Annotated in this window: 18 protein-coding genes and 4 pseudogenes; 11 read left to right on the forward strand and 11 right to left on the reverse strand. The window is 45.7% G+C overall.

The genetic code is table 11. The features are described 5' to 3' along the window. Positions 1–23: 23 nt before the first annotated feature. From MK370_RS11095 to MK370_RS11110, 4 genes are all read left to right on the forward strand, one after another. Positions 24–845, forward strand: coding sequence for a PrsW family intramembrane metalloprotease (locus MK370_RS11095; protein WP_268685289.1), 822 nt, complete (start codon positions 24–26; stop codon positions 843–845). A gap of 318 nt (positions 846–1,163) precedes the next feature. After that, entirely contained in the window at positions 1,164–2,213 is a 1,050-nt protein-coding gene (locus MK370_RS11100) for a bifunctional glycosyltransferase family 2/GtrA family protein (protein WP_268685290.1), read from the forward strand. Next, positions 2,210–3,121 carry a phosphodiester glycosidase family protein gene (locus MK370_RS11105; RefSeq protein WP_268685291.1) on the forward strand — a complete coding sequence of 304 codons (912 nt, stop codon included), beginning with the start codon at positions 2,210–2,212 and terminating at the stop codon, positions 3,119–3,121. Before MK370_RS11100 ends, MK370_RS11105 begins: the two co-directional genes overlap by 4 nt. Then, on the forward strand, positions 3,102–3,506 hold the full coding sequence (locus tag MK370_RS11110; protein WP_268685292.1) for a hypothetical protein: 405 nt from the start codon (positions 3,102–3,104) through the stop codon (positions 3,504–3,506). Before MK370_RS11105 ends, MK370_RS11110 begins: the two co-directional genes overlap by 20 nt. A gap of 99 nt (positions 3,507–3,605) precedes the next feature. Here the strand turns inward: MK370_RS11110 and MK370_RS11115 are convergent. After that, positions 3,606–4,459, reverse strand: a pseudogene (locus MK370_RS11115) (aldo/keto reductase). Between the two features lie 113 nt (positions 4,460–4,572). Here MK370_RS11115 and MK370_RS11120 point away from each other — a divergent pair. After that, positions 4,573–5,427, forward strand: a complete 855-nt coding sequence (locus MK370_RS11120; protein WP_268685293.1) for a LysR family transcriptional regulator — start codon at positions 4,573–4,575, stop codon at positions 5,425–5,427. A gap of 89 nt (positions 5,428–5,516) precedes the next feature. On the opposite strand, the gene MK370_RS11125 is transcribed toward MK370_RS11120, so the two are convergent. From MK370_RS11125 to MK370_RS11165, 9 genes are all read right to left on the reverse strand, one after another. Further along, entirely contained in the window at positions 5,517–6,119 is a 603-nt protein-coding gene (locus MK370_RS11125; protein ID WP_268685294.1) for a histidine phosphatase family protein, read from the reverse strand. After that, on the reverse strand, positions 6,120–6,716 hold the full coding sequence (locus tag MK370_RS11130) for a histidine phosphatase family protein (RefSeq protein WP_268685295.1): 597 nt from the start codon (positions 6,714–6,716) through the stop codon (positions 6,120–6,122). Positions 6,717–6,727: 11 nt separating this feature from the next. Next, a complete protein-coding gene (locus tag MK370_RS11135) occupies positions 6,728–7,570 on the reverse strand; it encodes an HAD family hydrolase (protein WP_268685296.1) in 843 nt (280 codons plus the stop codon). A gap of 273 nt (positions 7,571–7,843) precedes the next feature. Then, positions 7,844–10,081, reverse strand: coding sequence for an alpha-galactosidase (locus MK370_RS11140; protein ID WP_268685297.1), 2,238 nt, complete (start codon positions 10,079–10,081; stop codon positions 7,844–7,846). Between the two features lie 108 nt (positions 10,082–10,189). Then, positions 10,190–11,134: an AraC family transcriptional regulator gene (locus MK370_RS11145; RefSeq protein WP_268685318.1), complete on the reverse strand. Its 945-nt coding sequence runs from the start codon at positions 11,132–11,134 to the stop codon at positions 10,190–10,192. 1 nt (position 11,135) lies between these two features. Beyond that, a complete protein-coding gene (gene metF, locus MK370_RS11150) occupies positions 11,136–12,014 on the reverse strand; it encodes a methylenetetrahydrofolate reductase [NAD(P)H] (RefSeq protein ID WP_268685298.1) in 879 nt (292 codons plus the stop codon). Positions 12,015–12,152: 138 nt separating this feature from the next. Continuing rightward, positions 12,153–14,405, reverse strand: coding sequence for a 5-methyltetrahydropteroyltriglutamate--homocysteine S-methyltransferase (gene metE / locus MK370_RS11155; protein ID WP_268685299.1), 2,253 nt, complete (start codon positions 14,403–14,405; stop codon positions 12,153–12,155). A gap of 235 nt (positions 14,406–14,640) precedes the next feature. Next, positions 14,641–15,735 (reverse strand): AI-2E family transporter, encoded by a 1,095-nt coding sequence (locus MK370_RS11160; RefSeq protein ID WP_268685300.1) that lies wholly within the window; start codon positions 15,733–15,735, stop codon positions 14,641–14,643. Positions 15,736–15,813: 78 nt separating this feature from the next. Next, entirely contained in the window at positions 15,814–16,185 is a 372-nt protein-coding gene (locus MK370_RS11165; RefSeq protein WP_002901428.1) for a hypothetical protein, read from the reverse strand. Positions 16,186–16,317: 132 nt separating this feature from the next. On the opposite strand from MK370_RS11165, the gene pabB reads away from it, so the two are divergent. The 6 genes and pseudogenes from pabB to MK370_RS11195 all read left to right on the forward strand — a co-directional run bounded on the left by pabB (position 16,318) and on the right by MK370_RS11195 (position 21,014). Next, entirely contained in the window at positions 16,318–18,048 is a 1,731-nt protein-coding gene (gene pabB, locus MK370_RS11170; protein WP_268685301.1) for an aminodeoxychorismate synthase component I, read from the forward strand. 1 nt (position 18,049) lies between these two features. Next, positions 18,050–18,663: pseudogene (locus MK370_RS11175) on the forward strand (alpha/beta fold hydrolase). Positions 18,664–18,797: 134 nt separating this feature from the next. Beyond that, positions 18,798–19,706: an ABC transporter ATP-binding protein gene (locus tag MK370_RS11180; protein WP_268685302.1), complete on the forward strand. Its 909-nt coding sequence runs from the start codon at positions 18,798–18,800 to the stop codon at positions 19,704–19,706. Between the two features lie 16 nt (positions 19,707–19,722). Continuing rightward, positions 19,723–20,480: pseudogene (locus tag MK370_RS11185) on the forward strand (ABC transporter permease). Between the two features lie 37 nt (positions 20,481–20,517). Next, positions 20,518–20,634: pseudogene (locus MK370_RS11190) on the forward strand (lantibiotic ABC transporter permease); the annotation flags it as partial. Between the two features lie 5 nt (positions 20,635–20,639). After that, positions 20,640–21,014: a Rep family protein gene (locus MK370_RS11195; protein ID WP_268685303.1), complete on the forward strand. Its 375-nt coding sequence runs from the start codon at positions 20,640–20,642 to the stop codon at positions 21,012–21,014. 140 nt (positions 21,015–21,154) lie between these two features. On the opposite strand, the gene MK370_RS11200 is transcribed toward MK370_RS11195, so the two are convergent. Next, a complete protein-coding gene (locus MK370_RS11200; RefSeq protein WP_268685304.1) occupies positions 21,155–22,594 on the reverse strand; it encodes a 6-phospho-beta-glucosidase in 1,440 nt (479 codons plus the stop codon). Positions 22,595–22,613 lie beyond the last annotated feature (19 nt).

Consider the following 22,613-nt stretch of genomic DNA (forward strand, 5'->3'; position numbering starts at 1 on the left):
AATAAAATTTTAGAAAGTTACTTATGAAGAAAAATATTGTTCTTTTCATTTTTCTCCTTCTGAGCGCGATTGGCTTAGAATACGAGACACAAGCCTATACTACTGGCAGTATGTCAGGTACTTCCTATGGGATTGTCGGACTGTCAGCCCTCTTGGCTCTGCTCTATATCGTCCCTGCCCTGCTCTTGATTCGTCAACTGGGAAAAAAATGGCAGACGCCTGCACTTAGTCTTGGTGTAGCTCTGCTAGGTGGCCTTTTCATTTCTGGCTGGACCTCTGGCTTGGCTAATACCTATATCCACGAATGGGTCAGCACCAGCTTCCCCAATACTCTGCTCAGTGACCTAGAAAATGCCATCGCAGCTCCGCTGGTTGAAGAACCCCTCAAGCTGTTGGCAGTTGCCTTCGCTGTCTATCTAGTCCCAGTCAAAAAACTCAAATCCTTCTTGATGCTGGGGATTACGGCTGGCATGGGCTTTCAGATTAGCGAGGACTTCTCTTACATCCTCTCTGACCTGCCCGAAGGCTTCTCCTTCACCATCTCTGGTATCCTAGGACGTATCACTGGCGGCATTGCCTCTCACTGGCTCTACACCGCCCTGACCACTCTCGGTCTAGCTCTCATGCTACGCTATGCCAAAACTCAGAAAAATTACTTCCGAGTGGGGCTCTTCTACTTCCTAGCAGCCTTCGTTCTCCACTTCTTCTGGAACTCACCGCTGACTGCTATCGAAACAGATATCCCAATCATCGTACCAGCTATGACTGCTCTGGCTGTCTTTATCTTTTACCAAGCCTACCGAACAGCCCATAAAATTGATCAGGAAGAATTGGGAGGGGAGTAATAATAATAAAAAAACAACCGTCAGGGTTGTTTTTTGGTATTACAGGAATATGTTTTCTTAATATTCTACATTTAAGATATACCAATTAATTGCAAAAATCGTAATGACCTATTTTTAGAAGTATCCACATAAGTCCCTTGTCATACTCTAACATTCATTTCGCAAAGTCTCTCTAATCCTCTCCCCACCGGCATTTCTATCCTATTTTCCCTATGCTCTTTCCTTAAAGAAATGTTAACATTTCCTTAAAACTAACTTATATTAGGAATCTTTAAGCCGCAGTCTGTATACTTTCTAAAAATCATCTAAGAAAGAGGTATGGATATGGATTATCTAGTGATTCCGGCCTATGAGCCTGATTATAATCTTATTAAGCTGATAAAAAAAATTCACCAGAAAAGTGATTTTCATATCATTGTTATCGATGACGGCAGCTCTTCCAAATGCCAGATAGTCTTTGAGCAGGCAGAGCAGTACGCGACCGTGCTCCGTCATCAGATCAATCAAGGCAAGGGGAAAGCGCTGAAAACTGCTTTTACCTTTATCCAAGCACTGAAGATATACGGAACGGTGGTAACAGCAGATGCGGACGGCCAGCACAAGGTCTGGGATATTTTCCGCGTAGCGAGAAAGGCTTCTGAAAATCCCAATCGGCTGATTCTGGGAGCACGCGCCTTTACTGGCAAAGTGCCTCTGCGCAGCCGCTTCGGCAATAGTCTGACTCGGGCTCTTTTCAAGCTTCAGACTGGGGTGGATGTTTCCGATACTCAGACAGGCTTACGAGCCTTTACGACCAACATGATTCCATTTATGCTAAAGATAGAGGGGCAGCGCTATGAGTATGAAATGAACATGCTCCTAGAAGCCAGCAAGGAATATCCCATTTTGGAAGTGCCTATTGAGACGGTCTATATCAATGACAATCAAGGCTCGCACTTCCGACCAATTCGGGATGGACTCATGATTTATAAAAATATTTTCAAATTTGCCCTGACTTCTCTCAGCAGCTTCGTCGTGGACTACATTGTTTACGCACTGGCTCTCTTGTTTTTAGCCGCTGTGCCAACCAGCCTGAGAATACTTCTAGCTAACGGGATTGCCCGCGTGACCAGCTCAATCTTTAACTATTCGACCAATAAAAGGCTGGTCTTTAAGAACGACGACAGTATACTCAAGACAGGAACTGGCTATTTCAGCCTAGCTGTAGTGCTCTTTATCCTAGACACACTGCTGATTCGCCTCTTCTATGCTGTCTTTGGTCTTAATCTTCTGATTGTCAAAATCATCGTCGGCATCTTGCTCTTTACCGTCTCCTGGATGGTGCAAAAGAGATTTATTTTTAAGGAAAGGACTCACACCGCATCATGAAATTTTTAAAGAAACGCTATGTCTACGCCTCCATTTTCGGGCTGCTTCTGATAGCTTCTTTCAGCTACTCCATGCTGAAAACCTTTGTCATCGCAGAGACCATTTCCACGGTTTCAAGTACGAGTTCATCGTCCAATGCCGAGGCTGCCAGCAAGGCTGCCGAAACAGCGACTGTGACGGATACCAGCTATTCAGACGACAACATCTCGGTTACGCTAACTGAAAAGACCGTCAGCAACACCCAAGTCTACATCGCTGATGTGACCGTCAGCTCATCAGAATATCTAAAAACGGCCTTTGCCCAAAATACCTACGGAAACAATGTCACCGCCAAGACCTCGGAAACGGCCGCCAACAACAATGCTATCCTAGCGATTAACGGCGACTACTACGGGGCCAATACGACTGGCTATGTCATCCGCAATGGCGTCGTCTACCGCAATACCGTCCGAGAAGACTCCAGCAATGGTGATTTGGCTATTTACAAAGACGGCTCCTTCAAGATTATCTATGAAGATCAAGTCTCTGCCGATCAACTGGTCAAAGACGGTGTGGTCAATCTCCTGGCCTTCGGCCCATCTCTTGTAGAAAATGGCGAAATTGCCGTTGATACCAACTCCGAAGTCGGCCAGTCCATGTCTTCCAATCCTCGGACAGCTATCGGTATCATTGATGAAAACCACTACATCATCATCGTTTCAGACGGACGAACCTCAGAAAGTGAGGGACTTTCCCTCTACCAGATGGCAGAAATCATGAAATCTTACGGTGTCAAGACTGCCTATAACCTTGACGGTGGCGGCTCCTCTACACTTTACTTTAACGGTCAGGTCATTAACAAACCTACAACCAACGGAAATACTATCTCAGAAAGGTCGGTGAGTGATATTGTCTACATCGGTTACTAATCCCAGCAAAAGACGTTTTAGAAAAACAGCCCTTATCTACGTACTATTAACTATTTTCTTCTTTGCTTTTAGCAGAATCTATGAATCCTTCAGTTTCGGCGAAACATCTAGCCACATGCACTATCTCTTTGTCATTCCTCTAGCGGGCGCCATCCTACTCCTGCTCTTCATGAAGGTCATCCCTAATCTCTCTCGGCTCAGCCTCAACCTCTGGAACTCAGCTGTAGCCATCATGACAGTCGGCATGCTCTTCCGTGGTATCGTCAATCTGTCTGGCCGCTCTACGACGCTGGATATGCCCTACTGGTATGTGGGAGCAGCATTTGTGGCTCTGGCACAACTCTCCCTGGTCTTTACTCGAAGTGTATGGACAAAAAAGACTTAAATACCAATAAAAATATTTACAAAAAACTAGTTCCAGAAATAATTCTGAAGCTAGTTTTTTCTGCTTAGTGCTACTATTTTTATAAATTTCTACCTTTCCTCAAAACGTTTTTCCAATAAAGCCTGCTAGGAGTTCGACTGTACTAGCTTCATTGTGCTCTGCGAATACCGTTGCATCCTTATTTATAGTTTTAATTTCTTCCATATCTGCTTCTGTCAATTCAAAATTAAAAATATCAAAATTTTGGCGAATACGCTCTAAAGTCGCAGACTTAGACAAAGATACAATTCCTCGTTGCAGCTGCCAACGTAACATAACCTGAGCAGTTGTTTTACCATGTTTTGCAGCAATCTCCATTAGCACCGGATTTGTAAAGACATCAAACTTAGCTTCCGCAAAAGCTCCCCAACTCTCAGTCTGAATTCCTTTCCCAGTTAGATACGCAACTTCAGCTTCTTTTTGGTGGAAAACATGTAGCTCAATTTGATTAACGGCAGGCGTGATTTCGTTGAAAAGGGAGAGATTAGCTATTTGATCTGGCTTAAAGTTAGAAACCCCAATAGCACGGATTTTCCCTTCCTTATAGAGCTCTTCCAAAGCCTTCCATGCACCAAATGTATCCCCTACCGGCTGATGGAGTAAATAGAGGTCTATATAGTCTAAATCAAGTTTAGACAGCGATTCCGCAAAAGCTTTTTTGCACCGTCATAGCTCATATCCGAAATCCAAAGCTTGCTTGTAATAAATAATTCCTCCCGGGGTACGCCAGACGATTTTATGGCTTTTCCGACAGCTTCTTCATTCCCGTAAGATTGAGCGGTGTCAATCAAGCGGTAACCTACTTTAATGGCTTCTTCTACCGCCTTTTGAGTAGTTTCGTCGTCACGAATCTGGAATACTCCAAAACCAACCATGGGCATTTTAATTCCATTGTTTAAAGTTGTATAGTTCATCTTCTTGTCTCCATTCTTTAATTGCTAACCATATTATACTCCCAACCTTGCCACTTGAAAATTACTTCTTTTGTATGATAGTATACAGATAGCGAATACTCATGGAGGTGGATATGAACCGACAGTTACTAAAGCAACTCATCGCATTTGAACAATACGGAACCCTAGCAGAAGTTGCCGAACATCTCTTAATCATTCAACCGACCGTTACTCGAGGAATGCGAAAGTTAGAAGAAGAGTTAGAAGTTGTCCTTTTTGACCGCAAACCAAATAAAATTGAGCTGACTGAAACTGGACTCTTAGCAGTCCAAGAGGCAAAAAAGCTGCTGCAAGCCGAGGACGACTTTGTCCAAAAAATTCAGCAATTTAACTCCAAAAACTCCATGCTGAAAATTGCCGCTACTGAACCCGGCCCTCGCTTGTTTCTTCAACGCTTTTCCGAGGAAATATTTGATATTTCCCCAGACAATATTTCCATTTCCTCTATAGAGCATGGACTAGAGCAATTGGAATTTGATGCCATCATCTCCAATCAAGAAATCCATAGCCAAACACTGGAATCTCTCTATTTAGGAAGAGAAAAACTGGCCTTTCTAGTTGATACTCTTACTATTTCTTCTGATAAGAAGAGCAGCACTTTCGCTGAGATGGATGGAGTGAGCTTCATTCTCCTTGAAAATATCGGTATTTGGAGTGATATTATCCAGAAAAAAATGCCCCACTCAAAATTTCTCTATCAGCGTGATCGAGAAGCTTTTCATGAAATTCTTGACCATACCAACTTTCCGCATTTTGGAACCAACCTCAGTATTGATGTTAAAACTCTAGCTACCCAGCGCCGGCAGCTTTTGCCGATTAAGGACCCAGAAGCAAACTTGGATTTCTATATTGTGTACCGTATCGAAGAAAGGGACAAGATTATTTCTCTAGCAAAGAAGCTCAAAAACCAGTGGCCAAAATTTTTTTAAACAATAGCTACAAAAAAGGAAAACACTATAATTTTCCTTTTTTTAATCTAAAATCAATTGTCTATAGATGCCAAGAATATGCTCTTTCTTCATTCACACTCATACACATCACCCGTCAGCGGGTCAATCACTTCCGCCAGCTTAAAATATCCCTGCTCATAATGGTAATGACAGATGGCACAATTACCAAAGCGCACCTTGGGATCCAGAGCTTGGGCCGCAATCTTGAGATAGAAGGCCCACATGGCACCACCGTGGCTGACGGCCAAGACTGGCTCTGCATCCGCCTGCTCCATGACCTCAGTCAGAGTAACCAGCACGCGCTCACCGACCTGGTCCACACCTTCTCCACCATAGGGTACAAAGAGGTCTTCAAAGGACGTAGCTCCGGGTCGAAACTTCGGCTGCAGGTGTTCGGGCTGGGCCTCAAAAAGACCAAAGTTCCATTCTTTAATACCCTTAAGACGAGTATAGTCGGTTCGACCAGAGACAAGTTCCAGCGTATCAGAAGCCCGCTCCTGAGTGGACGAGTAGAGATGCCCAAAACGAATGCCCCGCTCTTGCAAATAAGCTCCTGCTTGCCGGGCTTGATCCTGCCCCAGTTCAGTCAAAGGAGAGTCGCAAGCTCCCTGCACCAAGCCCTCTTGGTTGAAAAAGGTCTGGCCATGCCGCATCAAGTATAAATCTTTCATTTATTTTTCCTTCCAGCTGCTAAAATCGTGGCCAATGATCTCTTCTAGGTAAAATTTGTCCTGTTCAAAAGTAAACTTCAAAATACCGCAATTGGTCATGTGACCTAGACTTTCCAGACGCCAATTTTTCTGCCAAGCTCTGGCAAAATTGGCCATAGCTGCGCCATGAGAGACCATGAGCACGGACTGGCCATCTGTCTCTTGCATGAGCTTGAGAACGGTCGCAGCCATGCGCTCCCTGACCTGATCTTGTGATTCACCACCATAGGTCACAAAGAAATCTCCATAGGGCAGGGGCGGATTAAGATCCTCGCTTTCCCCTTCAAAGGTCCCGAAGTTCCACTCCTTGATTCCCTTGATACGCTTATAGGGAAGCTTCCCGTCCGTTACCAATTCGAAGGTATCACAGGCCCGCTCTTGAGTAGAGCTATAAGCATCGTCAAATGTAATATCGGCATCCTTAAAATATTGCCCTGCCACCTTGGCCTGATAAATACCAAAATCGGTCAAAGGAGCATCACACCAGCCCTGCACCTTGTGGCGCAGGTTGAAAAGCGTTTGGCCATGCCGCATCAGATAAAGAGTTTTTGCCATCATTCACATCTCCTTTAGATGAGTTCTAACTTTTCAAAGGCCTTGTAGAGACCGTCTTGTCTGACCGATTCTGTCACCAGATCAGCCATGGCCTTGATTTCCGCTCCGCCATTTCCCATAGCGACCCCGACCTGACAATAGTCCAGCATAGGAATATCAACCTTGGCATCACCGAAAGCCAGAGTATCCGCCTTATCAGCATGAAGGTGCTTCAGAAGAACCTCAATAGCATGCGCCTTGGTAATATCTTTGACGCCCAAATCACCAAAGAGAGCGTGCTCGCCCTTTCCTCCCCAAGTGCCCGCCTGGAGTTCAGGAAAAGCTGCCTTAGAGTCCAGATGGTCTTGGTAGCTCTTGAAGATAAAGCTGACTTTATTCAGGTCGTCTCGGTAGAGCTCCCCACCATAAACCAGGCCGTGAAGGGCTTCTTCTGCCTCCATATTTACGACTTCTTCTGGCTTGGCACCTTTTCCAAGTACATAGGTCCGAAGCACTGGTCGCGCTGCTTCGCGGAAGCCCCTGCTTGCAAAGAGACCGTTATTACTCTCTAGGTAAAACTCTAGCCCCCGCTCCTGAAGCCAGTCGACTAGCCTTTTAGCGACAGCTCGCGGAATCAGCTGGTGCAGAACAACCTGCCCCTCATGCTCCACATAGGAGCCGTTGCCACCAATCATGCCATCAAAGCCAATATCCCAGATTTCCGGCGGCATCTCAGCCTTGCTGCGACCTGTGCAGACATATACCAGATGGCCCTTTTCCCGTGCCTTGCGAATGGCAACCACCGCAGACTCCGGTATATGATTATCATAGTCGATGAGGGTCCCATCCACATCCAGAAAGATGATTTTTCTCGTCATAAGGCTCTCTCTTTCTCATGATCTTCCTCGCATTTGCTGAATGCTTTCTTATAATAATCCAAGCTGGCAAATGCTTTCTTCATGTTTACAAATTCTCTCATTCTGAACCAGCTTCATTTTATAAAAGCTTCACTTGATTATATACCTTTTTGAAAGCCTTTTCCTATAGAATTATCAGAGATAATGGTACTATCCTTTTTTTCTCAGAAAAAAAGCAAGAAGTACAGCTTTTAATCAGCTTGTTCCTTCTGCTCTTTTTATTCCCCATCTTATCTACTCATCTTCTGCTTCAAAAAGCCAGAGTTTGGAATCAAAGTCATAGCTTGGCTTTTGCTCAGAATCCTCCAGAAGCTGACCGCTGGAAGCATCCGTGGTGACTAGCCCAACTCGCATAAGCTCAGCCCCAGTATAGGCACGCCCCTCTAGTCGATAGACCTTATCCACAGCCAGCCCTTTCAGTTGCAAGCGCTGATGAGAGCGATTGACTTGATTGAGGACCTTGAAAGTGCCTAAAAGTGCAGTGTTCTGATCCTGACTGACAACCATCCAAGCTGTCTGCCCATCTCCCTTAAATGGCGACTGCAGTCGATAAAAAGTTCCATTATGAATCAGCTCTCGATGGCGCTTGTAAAAAGCTATCTGTTCCCTGACTTCAGTCAATTCTTCTGGACTTAGCTGATTAAGATCCAGCTCATAGCCAAAAGAACCGAAAAAGGCGACATTGCCCCGCGTCTTCAACGGAGTCAGACGGTTGGTCTGGTGATTGGGCACGATGGAGACATGAGCTCCCATGGACGAAAGCGGATAGAGAAGACTGGTCCCGTACTGGATTTTCAAGCGCTCAATAGCATCCGAGTCATCGCTGGTCCAAGCTTGAGGAGCATAGTAGAGCATACCTGGATCAAAGCGGCCTCCACCTGAAGAGCAGGACTCAAATAACAAGCTTGGATAGCGACTGATTAAACGCTCATACAAGTCATAAACCCCCAAGACATAGCGGTGAAAAATCTCTCCTTGCTGATCGGCTGGCCAGGCAGCCGAGAAGACATCTGTCAGAGGGCGATTCATATCCCATTTGATATAATCCAGCTGCGCTTCCTCGATAATCGCTGACAGACGCTCAAAAATCTCATCCACTACTTCCGGCCGAGAATAGTCCAAAACAAACTGATTCCGACCATGGTGGGGCTGTCTATCTGGCACTGCAAGCAACCAGTCAGGATGAGTTCGGTAGAGTTGGCTATCCTTATTGACCATTTCCGGCTCAAACCAAAGACCAAACTTCATGCCCAAACCATGAATACGACCTGCTAGCGAGTCCAGCCCCTGCGGCAGCCTTTCTGGATTGACAAACCAATCCCCAAGCCCAGTGCGATCGTTAGTCCGCTGGCCAAACCAGCCGTCATCTAGCACAAAGAACTCTACTCCTACTTCCTGAGCCTTTTCAGCAAGCTCCAACAGCTGATTCTCACTAAAGTCAAAATAGGTAGCTTCCCAGTTATTGATGAGAACAGGACGCACTCGCTCGCGCCAGTAGCCCCTAGCTAGACGTCGACGAAATAGCTGATGAAAGACTTGACTCATGCCATTGAGGCCCCCCTCAGAATAAACCAACAGAGCTTCTGGACTGGTAAAGGACTGGCCCGCGGCCAGCTTCCACTCAAAACCGAAAGGATTGATGCCTAGCTGCAACCGGGTCACATCATAGGTGTCTACCTCAGCCTGAATGAGAAAATTGCCCGAGTACACCAAGGCCGCTCCTAGCACTGGACCTGAAAACTCAGTCGTTTTCGAGCGCTTAAGAGCTACAAAAGGATTGTGATGAGGACTGGAAATGCCGCGGGTTGACTCAATGGACTGAATCCCCTGCTGAAGCGGGCGCTCCTTGATATGGCGTTCCCGAGCCCATGCTCCTGATAGCTGCAGCCAGTCATAATTAGCATCTGGCAGATCCAGCGACAGACTAGCTAGGGATTCCAAATAGCAAGTTTCCCCGCCTTGATTAATCATTTTGCTGGAGCGAGCGATAACCGGCCAATCAGCAAAAATCGTATAAAACAGCTGAACTTCTACTTCTGTCAACGCATCTCGCAGGGTCAAGATAAGCGTCTTAGCCTCCGTTTGAGCCTCTATATAAGTAGCGGGCAGCCCCTCTAAAGCTGGCTTACCATCTACCATCTGATGACTGACATAGACAAAATCAGTAATCCGCGAGCCATTTTCCTGTCGCAGACAGATAGCGGGATGACGAAAATCTGTCGTGCCGTATTCTGGAAATTCCTGCCGCACATGCTCCAAAGAATAGCGCAAATCCCTTTCTTTCCGATAGGTCGTCATGGGCCGATGCTGCAGCTCCATCAAATAAGAATAATCCCGCTCCGGTACCGCCACGCCGTAGTAAAGCTGCAAGAGTTTACCATCCTCCGAAACCCGAAAAATATAAGAAACCTCGCCATTAGTCAGATGAAATTGCCTGCACTCTTCCTTAAACAAAATACTCACCTTATTCATGACCTTCTCCTTTCACATTCTGCAATCACGCTTCTCCTTTCATTATAAAAAAGGCTCCCCTTTTTAGTAAGCCTTTCTTTCTAGTATTATTTATCCAAATGTGACTTTTTACAGCTCCTGCCCCAGATGAGAGCTAGCCTTGCGGAAATTCAAGGGCGACTGACCACGCGCCTTCTTGAAAGCTTTTGAAAAGCTCTGTGTTCCGGCGAAGCCCGTCTTATTGGCAATCTCTTCCACCGAAAGCTGGCTGCTCGTCAGCAAATCAGCTGCCATATTGAGTCGCAAATCATTGCTGTACTCCTTAATCCCCTTGCCTACTTCATCCTTGAAAAGCCGAGATAGGTAGGAAGGGTGCAGCGCCAATTTCTGCGCCAACTCCTGCACAGATAGACTTTCTGGCAGATGGCTGCTCAGCAGTTCCAAGACCTGCTGGACATAAGGATTGACTCGACGGCTTTCCGTAATTAAGGATGTCTGCTTAAGACGCTGGGACAAGAGCTCTAAGAAGCGATAAACTTGCCTTTGCAGAGCTAGTTCAGCTGTTATTCCGCTGCCTTCGTAAGCCAGACTTTCAAAGACCAAGGCCTTAAATTCCTGCAAAGAAGTCAGCTCAAAAGACCACTGGCCCGACTGTAAGCCCAGAGCCTGCAGATAAGGAGGCAAGAGGCGCCCACCCAGTCCCATCCAGACATAAGACCAAGGCTCTTCTCCATCAGCCTGATAAAAGACAGACTGACCCGGTGGCACCACAAAGCCCTGCCCTTCCTGCAAATCATAGCGCTGATTGCCCACGGAGTAAGTCCCCCATCCCTCCAGTACGATGTGGATGACATAGACATCTCGAACAGCCGGCCCAAAGCTATGATGGACTTCCGTTTTTGAATAACCACAGAAAGCAAAAAAGCAATCTTCTTGGCCAAACTGCATAGACTTAACCAAGGTCAGCGAATGCTCCATCAGCTCCTCCTTAGATTTGGATAATTTTTTTATCCTTATTATAAAACAAAAACCACTAAACAGCAACTGAATCTGATTAGTGGTTTCTTCATTCATCTTAAAAAGATTGGACGGATGGATTATGATTGAAGAGAGCATGGGTAGCCTTATAGATATGGTAGGCTGTTGCAGCATTATTCATAGTGTAAAGGTGTATGCCCGCTACATCTTGGGTCACCAAGTCAACAATTTGATCCACAGCATAAGCCAGACCAGCTGCTCTCAGGGACTCTGGGTCATGTTCGTACTTATCCAGAATAGCCCGGAATTTTCTTGGCAGCTTGATATTCTCACAGGTCTTGAGCAGGCGCAGAGCCTGATTGCGATTGAGAATCGGCATAATCCCAGCATGGATTGGCACTTCAATACCCGCTAAAATGCACTTGTCCTGAAAATCATAAAAGCGCTCATTGTCAAAGAAGAGCTGGGTCACCAGACTAGAACAGCCTGCATCGACCTTTTTCTTGAGATTTTGAATATCCGAAATCTGATTAGGCGAATCCGGGTGGCCCTCTGGATAGCAGGCTCCGATGATGTCAAAATGCGGCGCTTCTGTCTTGATGTATTCGATCAAGTCAGTCGCATAGGTAAAATCATCCTTAGGCGCCACATCTGGAAAAATATCCCCTCGCAAAGCCAAAATCTGATGGACGCCAACCCGATCCAAAGACTGCAAGATATTAGACACTATGTCCTTGGTCAGATAGACCGCAGGTAGGTGAGCAATCGTCGGAATCTTGAGGTCGTTGGCGATGAACTCCGTCAAACGAACCGTCGTCTCCTCAATGTCAAACTTATTATTGCTGGCTGTCACACTGATAAAGTGAGGAGCCAGATCTTGCATCTCTCTCAACGCCTGAAAAATCTTATCATTGCCTACTGCCGGATTGGGAGGAAATACTTCAAATGAGAGACTGGGTGTGTGACGACGAACCATATAACAAAAAGTTCCTTTCAATGATGGTAGTGATAGCTGAGGACAATCCTAGAAGAACAGCTTCTGCAGGATTGTCAGCTCTGCTTCATTTTTTGGGGGTATCCTCCATCAAGTTCAACTTTTGAGGTTCCAGGAGGATTATTTCAAATGTTGTCTAGCTGCTTTGGCTGCTTCTACTAAGCGCACCAAGCTAGCCTTAGTTTCTGGGATACCACGAGTTTTGAGACCACAGTCAGGATTGATCCAGACCTTGCTGCTTGGCACCTTAGCCAAGATAGCTTCAATCGTATGGTCGATTTCCCCTTCATTTGGCACGCGCGGTGAGTGGATATCGTAAACTCCAGGTCCTACTTCTGTCTGGAAGTTCTTAGCCTTGAGCTCATCCAGGATTTCCAAGTTAGAGCGACTAGCTTCAAAGGAAATCACGTCCGCATCCATGTTGTCAATAGCAGGGATGATATCTGTAAATTCTGAGTAACACATGTGAGTGTGGATTTGTGTGTCTGGCGCTACTGTAGAGTGTACCAAGCGGAAGGCTGGAATTGCCCAGTCAAGGTAGTCTTCATACCAGTCGCTGCGACGGAGTGGCAATTTCTCACGAAGAGCAGCCTCGTCGATTTGGATAATCTTCACACCTGCAGCTTCAAGGTCAAGCACCTCGTCCTTGATAGCAAGAGCAATTTGAAGAGTAGAGTCCTTGATAGAGATGTCTTCACGTGGGAATGACCAGTTGAGGATGGTTACAGGTCCAGTCAGCATGCCCTTAACAGGTTTGTCTGTACGGCTTTGTGCATAGCTAGACCATTTCACAGTGATTGGGTTGAGACGAGTCACATCACCCCAGATGATTGGTGGTTTCACCCCACGCATACCGTATGATTGTACCCAACCATTCTTAGAGAAGAGGTAACCTGACAGGTTTTGACCGAAGTACTCAACCATGTCATTACGCTCGAACTCACCGTGCACCAGCACGTCAAAGCCGACTTCTTCTTGCCACTTGATCCATTCATCAATCTGCTCAGCCAAGAACTTGTCATAGTCTTCTGCTGACAGCTCACCCTTGCGGAAGGCCAAACGTTTGGCACGGACTTCCTTGGTTTGAGGGAAGGAACCAATTGTCGTAGTTGGCAATGGTGGCAGATTGAGCGCCTTGTGCTGAATTTCCTCACGCTCTGCAAAGACCGGCAGGCGAGTGTAGTCTGCATCTGTCAAGCCAGCAATCCGAGCAGCCAGCTCTGCATTTTGCCCAACACGCTCTGCTGCAAAGAGAGCTTTGTTAGCAGCAAGTGCTTCTGCACCACCACCATTATGGATAGCATCCAAGTCACGGATTTCATCCAATTTTTCCACCGCAAAGGCAAAGTGGTTCAAGATTGCTGGTTCAAATTCTTCGTTAGCAGTCGTAAATGGCACATGGAGCAGCGAACATGAGCTTGTCAAGACGATGTTTTCAGCTGGGATTTGCTCAAGAACAGCCAAGCTCTTTTCATAGTTGTTGCGCCAGATGTTTTTACCATTGACGATACCCGCATAGAGTGTCTTATCAGCTGGGAAGCCACCTTTAACAAGTTCAAGTGTTTTCTTACCTTCAACGAAGTCCAAACCAATCGCATCTACTGGCAACTCTACAAGGTCTGCATAGATGTCACGAACGTCACCAAAATAGGTTTGAACCAAGACTTCCAAGCCTTTCTTGTCTGCCAAAAGCTTCTTATAAAGGTCCAAGAAGAGAGCTTTTTCTTCTGCTGACAGGTCTTTGACCAGACTTGGCTCATCCAGCTGGATACGCTCTGCACCTAGCTCTGCTAATTTTGCAAAGACTTCTTGATAAGCTGCAGCTAGGGCATCTACAAAGTCCGCTGCCGCCACACCGTCTTCAAAGTCAGATACTTGCAGGAGGGTGAATGGGCCAACCACAACTGGACGGGTTACCAAGCCCAACTCCTTAGCTTCTGCAAATTCATCAAAAATCTTATGCCCAGCCAGCTTGACTTGGGTTTCTTTTTCAAATTTAGGAACGATATAGTGGTAGTTGGTGTTGAACCATTTCTTCATCGGAAGGGCACGAACATCTCCTTTTTCACCCTGATAGCCACGAGCCAAGGCAAAATACCGCTCCAAGTCAGTCAAATCCAAGCCTTGCACAGATGACGGCACCACATTAAAGAGAAAGGCCGCATCCAGCACATTGTCATAATGAGAAAAGTCATTGGACGGAAGCTCTGAAATTCCTTTTTCCTTAACAATATTCCAGTGCTTAGCGCGCAGCTCTTTGGCCGCAGCCAGAAGCTCTTCTGCTGAGATTTCATGTCTAAAGTATTTTTCAGTTGTAAATTTCAATTCGCGGAATTCGCCCAAACGTGGGAAACCAATGATAGTCGTTGACATAAACGTCCTCCAAAATTTTTCTTGATTTTATCTTATCAGAAAATCCCCCCTCTGTATAATTGGAATTTCCCAGAGTTTGATATAGCCTAAAACTATAACCAACCTCATCAACCAATCCAAAATCCCTATTTTAACAACACTATTGACTGAAATTATTGTTTGCTATAGGTAGAAATTATGACCTTGGAACTTGGAAAAAGAAAAACCAGCGATTTTTATTCTCGCTGGTTTCTTTTCATTCTTTTACTAGTGCTTTTTTCTCCTCCTTCTCCACAACAAACTCTCTAACCAAGCGGTAGATAACTGCGAATATAGGGGTGAAAAAGATCATACCAACCAGGCCGAAGAGATTGCCTCCAATCAGGGCTGCGGCTAGGGTAAAGAGTGTTGGAAGACCGACGGACTGGCCGACCACACGCGGATAGATAACATTGCCCTCAATCAGCTGTACTAGCTGAAAGACTGCGATTGAAAGAAGGGCTTTCCAAGGGCTGTCGGTGAAGATAAAGATAGCACCTAGAGCACAAGCTGAGAAAGGCCCGATGTAGGGAATGAAAGAGAGCACTCCGGCCAAAACCCCTGTCAAGGCGGCATAAGGCAGACCTGTCAGAGAGTAGGCGATAAAGACTAAAATCCCAACAATGACGGCCTCTATCATCTGCCCCATCAGAAACTTATCATAGGTCTCAACAATGACAGAACCGACATAGGATAGGCGTTTGACAGCCTTCTCAGGAAGCAAAACCTGCAAGAGACGGCTAGTGATTGTCTGCAAATGCTCCTTGCTGCTCAAGAAGGCAAACATGAGAAAAATAGACATGATGACAGAAAAGAAATTGCCAAAAATAGCTGAGATATTACCTGTCAGACTGCCCAGAAGAGAGATGGCTCGGTTGACAATGTCGCTGTTTTGCAGTTGCTTGGTCAAATCTTTCAGTTGGCTAGAGGAAAGCAAACCAGACTGCTGCAGCCACTTGGCTACCTGAGGCGCTACCTTGCCGATTGTCGCGCTTAGCTGATTGACCGCTGTGGTCAAAGTCGGCACTACGATGGAGACAATCCCCGTCATAATGAGAGCTAAAATCAGTACCTCCAAGGCCAAGGCTAAGCCGCGCTGGAGCTTCTGCGGTACGCGGCATCTGTCCAAGAAGTCTTCCAACTTTTTCATGGGCACATTAAAGATAAAGGCTAGGACTCCACCCAATATAATGGGTGAAAAAACCGAAGTTAGACTCTGCAGGCCAGACCAGATGTTCCCAATATAGAGAACCAGAGCCATAGCGAGCGTCGCAAAGACGATTAGTTTATAGGATTCATTTATTTTTTTCATAAGGCTTCCTTTTAAGTTTTTGTCATTCCCTTATTTTATCATAATTTTCGAGGGCTTTCGAGCAGGAGGAAGCATGGGTTAGTCCGCTTTGTCATCGCTCTTGAATTTGGGTACATCTTGAAGATAAAAAATCCCCGATATGATAGCTAGAACGCCGGCCAAGTTCCCCAAAAATGGAATGATTCCTGCAAGAAAGGCGAAAAAGAGAAGCTTATGGCTCATCTTATTGACTCTTGGCTCTTCACTATAATGAGCCATTCCAGCTAGGGAAAGACAAAGAAACAGCAAGCTGATCAGTATGATCAGGACGCCCCAGTCAGACTTTTCGACCATCTTGGGAACTAAAGCAACTATTTCCCAGTGCCATCTCTGAGAAGAAGCGTAAAGGATGATGAGGCCTCCTAAAATTCCAGTAATTCCATTTACCAATAACAATTTCTTTGACTTCATAGCAATCTCATTCTTTCTTTTTTAAACATAGTATACCTAGCCACTTTCTAATCTGTCAACCTTTATAAAAGAATGACTGTTTCATCCGATAAATCCGTTTTCATTCAAATTATCTTATGATAAAATAGCTTTATGCACAAGAAAACGATTATTGATTTTAAGCAGTTGGGCCAACGCCTGATTTTTACGAATCCCATCAAGGAGCTAAAGACTCGCCGTCTTGACCAAGTGGAGGAACTTTTGACAGAGATTGAGGGCTGGCAGGAGAAAGGATACTATGCTGTCGGCTATGTCAGCTATGAAGCAGCGCCAGCCTTCGAGGAAAAATTCCAAGTTCATTCGGCTCCGCTCCAGAAGGAATATCTCCTCTACTTTACTATCCACGATAAGGCCGAGCAGGCTTCCATTCCCTTGACCTATGAGGAAGTGGAAATGCCAGTGGCTTGGCAGGGACTGACTTCTGAGCAAGAGTACCAGAAGGCTATCGAGACTATTCATCATCATATCCGCCAGGGCGATACCTATCAGGTCAACTACACGGTACAGCTTTGCGCGGAGCTCAATCCTGAGGACAGCTTGGCTATTTACAACAGGCTAGTCGTTGAGCAAAATGCTGCCTACAATGCCTATGTGGAGCATGATGAGACCGCCATCTTGTCCATCAGTCCTGAGCTCTTTTTCGAGGAGCACCGAGGTGAGCTGACCACTCGTCCTATGAAAGGAACTACCAATCGGGGACTGACCTTAGAGCAGGATAGAGAGCAGGCTGCATGGCTGGCCCAGGATGCCAAAAACCGAGCAGAAAATATGATGATTGTCGATTTGCTCCGCAATGACATGAATCGCATTTCTCAGACAGGCAGCGAGCGGGTTGAGCATCTCTGCAGCGTCGAGCAATACTCTACAGTCTGGCAGATGACCTCTACTATCAAAAGCAATCTGCATGAGGGAATTGGGCTGGCAGAGCTTTTCAAGGCGCTCTTTCCTTGCGGGTCCATCACAGGCGCTCCTAAGATTTCGACCATGGCGATCATCAAGGCGACAGAAAAAGCTGCTCGCGGGGTCTACTGCGGTACAGTCGGCATCTGCCTGCCAGATCAGAGACGGATTTTTAACGTTGCCATTCGCACCATCCAGCTAGAGGGAAGAAAAGCTATCTACGGCGTTGGCGGCGGCATCACTTGGGACAGCACGTGGAAATCCGAATACATCGAAACCCAGCAAAAATCTGCCGTCCTCTATCGGAAAAATCCGCGATTCGACCTGATTTCTACAGGAAAAGTGACAGATGGAAAGCTGACCTTGCAAGACCAACACCTGCAAAGACTGACAGAAGCAGCCAGCTACTTCGCCTATCCTTTTGACCAAGACAAACTGAAGCAAGAGCTAGAAGAAACCTGCGTTCAGCTGGATAAAGGGCAGGATTACAGGCTGCGTATAGCTCTTAAAAAAGACGGCAGTATTGGGCTAGAAACGGCTCCTCTGCTGCCGCTGACAAAGGCTTTCAGAAAGGCAAAATTGGTCGAGCAGACAGCCAATCTAGCCCAGCCTTTCACCTATTTCAAAACCAGCCATCGGCCACATCTGACCTTGGAGCAGCAAGAACAGATTTATTACAATTCCCAAGGCCAGCTGCTGGAAACTTCTATTGGCAATCTGCTGCTGGAGCTTGACGGCAAGCTCTACACACCTCCAGCAGAACTGGGCCTGCTCAAGGGCATCTACCGTCAGCAACTACTGGATAATGGACAGGCTACTGAGAAAGTTTTAACTCTGGCTGATCTGGATCATGCTGAGAAAATCTACGCCTGCAATGCAGTCAGGGGATTGTACGAGCTGGAGATTGATAAAGGAGAGCTCTGACATGAAAGTTATCTTTCTGCACGGACTAGGACAAGATGAGCATTCTTGGAAGGAAGTTCAAGAAGCTCTAGCTGATGTCCCGACGGAGTCGCTGGCTCTTTTTCCGAAGGGCAATGAAAACTACCAAGAAATTAGACAAGAAACCCTCCAGCACCTTCAGGCCGAGAAACAGCCTTTTATCTTAGTCGGTTTGTCACTCGGTGGCTTGCTGGCACTGGACCTGGCTGACCAAGCTCTTCCTCATCTGAAGGGTTTGATTTTATCCGGGACTCAATACAATTTAGCAGATAATTTTCTCTACAGACTGCAGATTCTCGTCTTTAAACTGATGCCCAAAAGCGTCTTCTCCAAGCAAGGAGCCGATAAGGAACAGATGCTGCAGATTTTGACCGAGCTGCGTAAGGTAAATCTTACTGATAAGATAAAGAAAATCAAGCTCCCCAGCCTGCTTGTTTGCGGCAGCAAAGCCAGCCCAATCTAACAGCTTCCTATGAACTTAACAAGCTACTGAACGGTTCTCAGCTTTGCATTATAGAAAAGGGCGGCCATACTCTGAATAGCCAAGCGCCAGAAACATTTGCTCAAATAATTGAGAAATTCCTACATGAATTCTGACTCTTTTATAAGGTTCAATCAAAAACTTTAGAAATATTTGAGAAATTCTTTATAAATATTTGAAGGTTTGGCGATATACTAATTAATAGGAAGAGGAGTTTTCTCTCCTAAGATCATGAAAAGGAGAATTGATCATGGAAAATGTTTTGGTTTTACAGCAAGTCAGCAAAAAATTCGGCCGGCAGTACGCTCTGACCGATGTGAGTCTGACGATAAAAAAAGGAGATATTTACGGTTTAATTGGCAAGAACGGGGCCGGAAAGACCACTCTGATCAAGGTCATCACCCAGCTCTTGGAAGCGAGTAGTGGCAATGTCTCCCTCTTTGGCTCTCAGAACTATCAAGAATGGACGCAGAGCCTCAAACGGGTCGGATCGGTCATCGAAACACCGGTCGCTCACAACCACCTGACAGCCTATGAAAATCTCAGCTACTACTGTAAGCTCCGCCATATTCCCCATGCAGATAAGGTCATCCGTGAAACCTTGGAATACGTAGACTTGACAGATACCGGCAAGAAGAAATTCCGCGACTTCTCACTCGGGATGAAACAGCGGCTGGGTCTAGCTATCGCGCTTCTTACCAGACCTGACCTGATGATACTGGACGAGCCTATCAATGGCCTGGATCCAGTCGGCATCAAGGAATTCCGCCAGCTGGTACAGCGGCTAAACGAAGAGTTGGGCATGACCTTTATCATCTCCAGCCATATTCTGTCTGAACTCTACCTAGTGGGGACCCGGTTCGGCATTATCGAGGAAGGACGGCTGATTCGCGAGATTTCAAAAGAGGAGTTTGAAGAACAGAGCGAAGACTATATCGTGCTTAAAACATCGCAGTTGGAAGAAGCCAGCCGGCTGATTCACGACCAGCTCATGCATCGTATCAAGGTGGTCAATGCTTCTGACGAGATTCATATCTTTACCCATTCGCATGAGATTAGCAAGATTGTCAAGGAACTTGCGACTGCAGATATACCAGTGCAGGAGATTTACTATGCACGACAAAACCTAGAAAACTTCTTTACAGACTTGGTCAAATGACAAAGGGAGGCTTATCATGATGGATTTCATTCGAGCTGATTTATACCGGCTCATGCGTTCAAAAGGCTTTTGGATTACTGAATTTTTATTAGTCTGTGTGATTTTCTCAGCAACCTTTTTCCATGCAAATATTCATTTTGGAGCAAATATCTCCAAAAATGAGGCTGCTACTCAAGCTCTAGGAAATCTAACCGGCCTTCAAGCTCTGGACTATTTTGCAGGCAATACAGACAGTCTGCTCTTTTTCACCATCATTGGTATCGGTATGGTCCTTGGAGTGGACCTATCTCGGAAACTTTATAAAAACTGTCTGAGCTATGGCATCTCTAAGCTCAGCTATTATTTTTCTAAATTCTTTGTCTGTGTTAGCATCGCAGCCTTTCACTTCCTGATGATTTTATCTATCTCCTTTGTGACCGCTAGTCTGTCCAACGGAATTGGAAGTGCCCCCAGCTCTTTTTTGCCTCAGCTGGGAGCTGCTCTCTTCGTCCAATTTCTTAGCACGATTATGTGGATTGCCATCATTTCTTTTGTACTCTATGCCAGCCACTCCATGTATCTAGCTTTCTGACCTATTTCCTTGGCGGTACCTTACTGACTATTCCCCTCATCTTTTACCCGGACAATGAATGGCTGATCTATCTGACTCTGCGATTTAACACAAATATGGCAGTAGATAGCGGGGCTGTTATCAAGGCTATCCTGACACTGCTAACGGTCACCCTGCTCTTTCTAGGTGGCGGGCTGATGGTTTTCAAAAAGAAAGATTTATAAAAAGCAGGAACAATCTTAAACATTCAGAGGAGATTTCATGTTACATACCATTCAGGCGGAACTCTATCAGCTTGTCCGCTCCAAACCTTTTTGGCTAATAGAAGGCTTGCTCTTTTTTCTCATTTTCATCAGCTCTCTTGGTGAAAGCAACTTTATCATGTGATTTACATTGCTAAAAATCCAGTTACTGCAGATAGTGTTCGTAAGAAAATTAAGTTGCTACTTGGCGAAAAGAGTTTAGCAATGGTGCAAGTTGTTCTGAACGTTGAGAATATCTACTTGTATTTGACGCATGAGAGTAAAGATGCTGTTGCTAAGAAAAAGCATCTTTATGATAAGGCTGATATAAAGCTTATTAATAATTTTGATGTTGATCGCTATGTGACGTTAGACGTTGAAGAAAAAGTAGAACTTTTCAATGTGGTTGTTTCTCTTATTTTAAATAGTTATATTGTATCTCTAAAAGAAGAACTTAAACAATATTACAATTCCTATCTTTCACCAAAGATTTTTGAATATGAATTACTTAAATAATTAAAAGACGATTTCCGCTCGGAAGTCGTTCTTTTTGTTATTTTCGTAAATACTATATGTTGTGGTTGGTGTAAACTGGTATATAGTTCCCAAAATAAATACTTGAAAAAGGCTGAGACATTCATATCTCAGCCTTTTTCCTATTTCACAGATTCTCCATTAGTCGCGATGACTTCCTTATACCAGTCAAAGGATTTCTTCTTGGAGCGCTTGAGTGTTCCCTTGCCTTCATTGTCCCGGTCCACATAGATAAAGCCATAGCGCTTCTTCATCTCGCCAGTACCGGCTGATACCAGGTCGATACAGCCCCAGGTCGTGTAGCCCCACAGCACCACACCGTCCTCATTGATGGCATCCCGCATAGCCTTGACATGGGCCGCCAGATAGTCAATCCTGAAATCATCAGCCACATAGCCATTTTCATCCGGAGTATCCACTGCACCCAGACCATTTTCCACGATAAACATGGGCTTTTGATAGCGATCCCAGATGGTATTTAACGTAATGCGCAAGCCCAGAGGATCAATCTGCCAGCCCCACTCAGAAGCTTCCAAATAAGGGTTCTTGAGAGAAGCAAAGATATTGCCATCGGTCAGCTCATTGACCTTAGGATCGCCCGAAGCTACCCGGCTAGAGTAGTATGAGAAGGAAATGAAGTCCACCGTATGCTCCTTGAGCAGCTGTAGGTCTTCTTCTGTCATTTCGACAGTGATGCCCTCGCGCTCCCAAGCTTTCTTAGCGTAGTTGGGATATTCACCACGCGCCTGCACATCAATGAAGAAATAGTTTTCTCTATCTTCCTGCATGACCGCCCAATAGTCAGCTGGATGAGCTGTATTGGGATAGTATGGACCCGCCGCTAGCATACAGCCGACCCTGTTTTCCGGGTCAATCTCATGAGCCAGCTTGGTGGCAATAGCTGACGCGACCAGCTCATGATGGGCTGCTTGATATTTGACCTGTTCTTCGTTTTCACCTTCTTCAAAGCAAAGCCCTGCCCCCATAAATGGTGCATGTAGGATCATGTTAATCTCATTGAAGGTCAGCCAGTACTTGACCAAGCCCTTGTAGCGGGTAAAGAGAGTGCGGCAGAGACGCTCGTAAAATTCCAGCATGAGACGATTTCGCCAACCACTATATTGCTCAATCAAGTGCATGGGACAGTCAAAGTGAGTAATGGTCACCAAGGGCTCAATGCCATACTTGTGGCATTCCTTAAAGAGGTCTTCGTAAAATTTCAGGCCAGCTTCATTGGGCTCCATCTCATCCCCCTTAGGAAAAATCCGGCTCCAAGCAATGGACAGACGATAGGTCTTAAAACCCATCTCGCCAAAGAGGGCAATGTCCTCCTTAAAGCGATGGTACATGTCAATAGCTTCCTTAGCTGGGTAGAAATAGCCTTCCTCAAAGTCAAACATCTTTTTCTTACCCATGATGATGGCCAGACGATCCTCACCAATCGGCACCACATCTACATTGGCCAGCCCGCGACCATCCGCATCATAAGCACCCTCGCACTGGTTGGCAGCTGTCGCTCCGCCCCACAAGAAACCATCCGGAAAAGTCAGTTTTTCAGTCATAATTCTACTCGCTTTCTTA

This window comes from Streptococcus sanguinis (genome assembly GCF_026781265.1).
Taxonomy (GTDB): Bacteria; Bacillota; Bacilli; order Lactobacillales; family Streptococcaceae; genus Streptococcus; species Streptococcus sanguinis_T.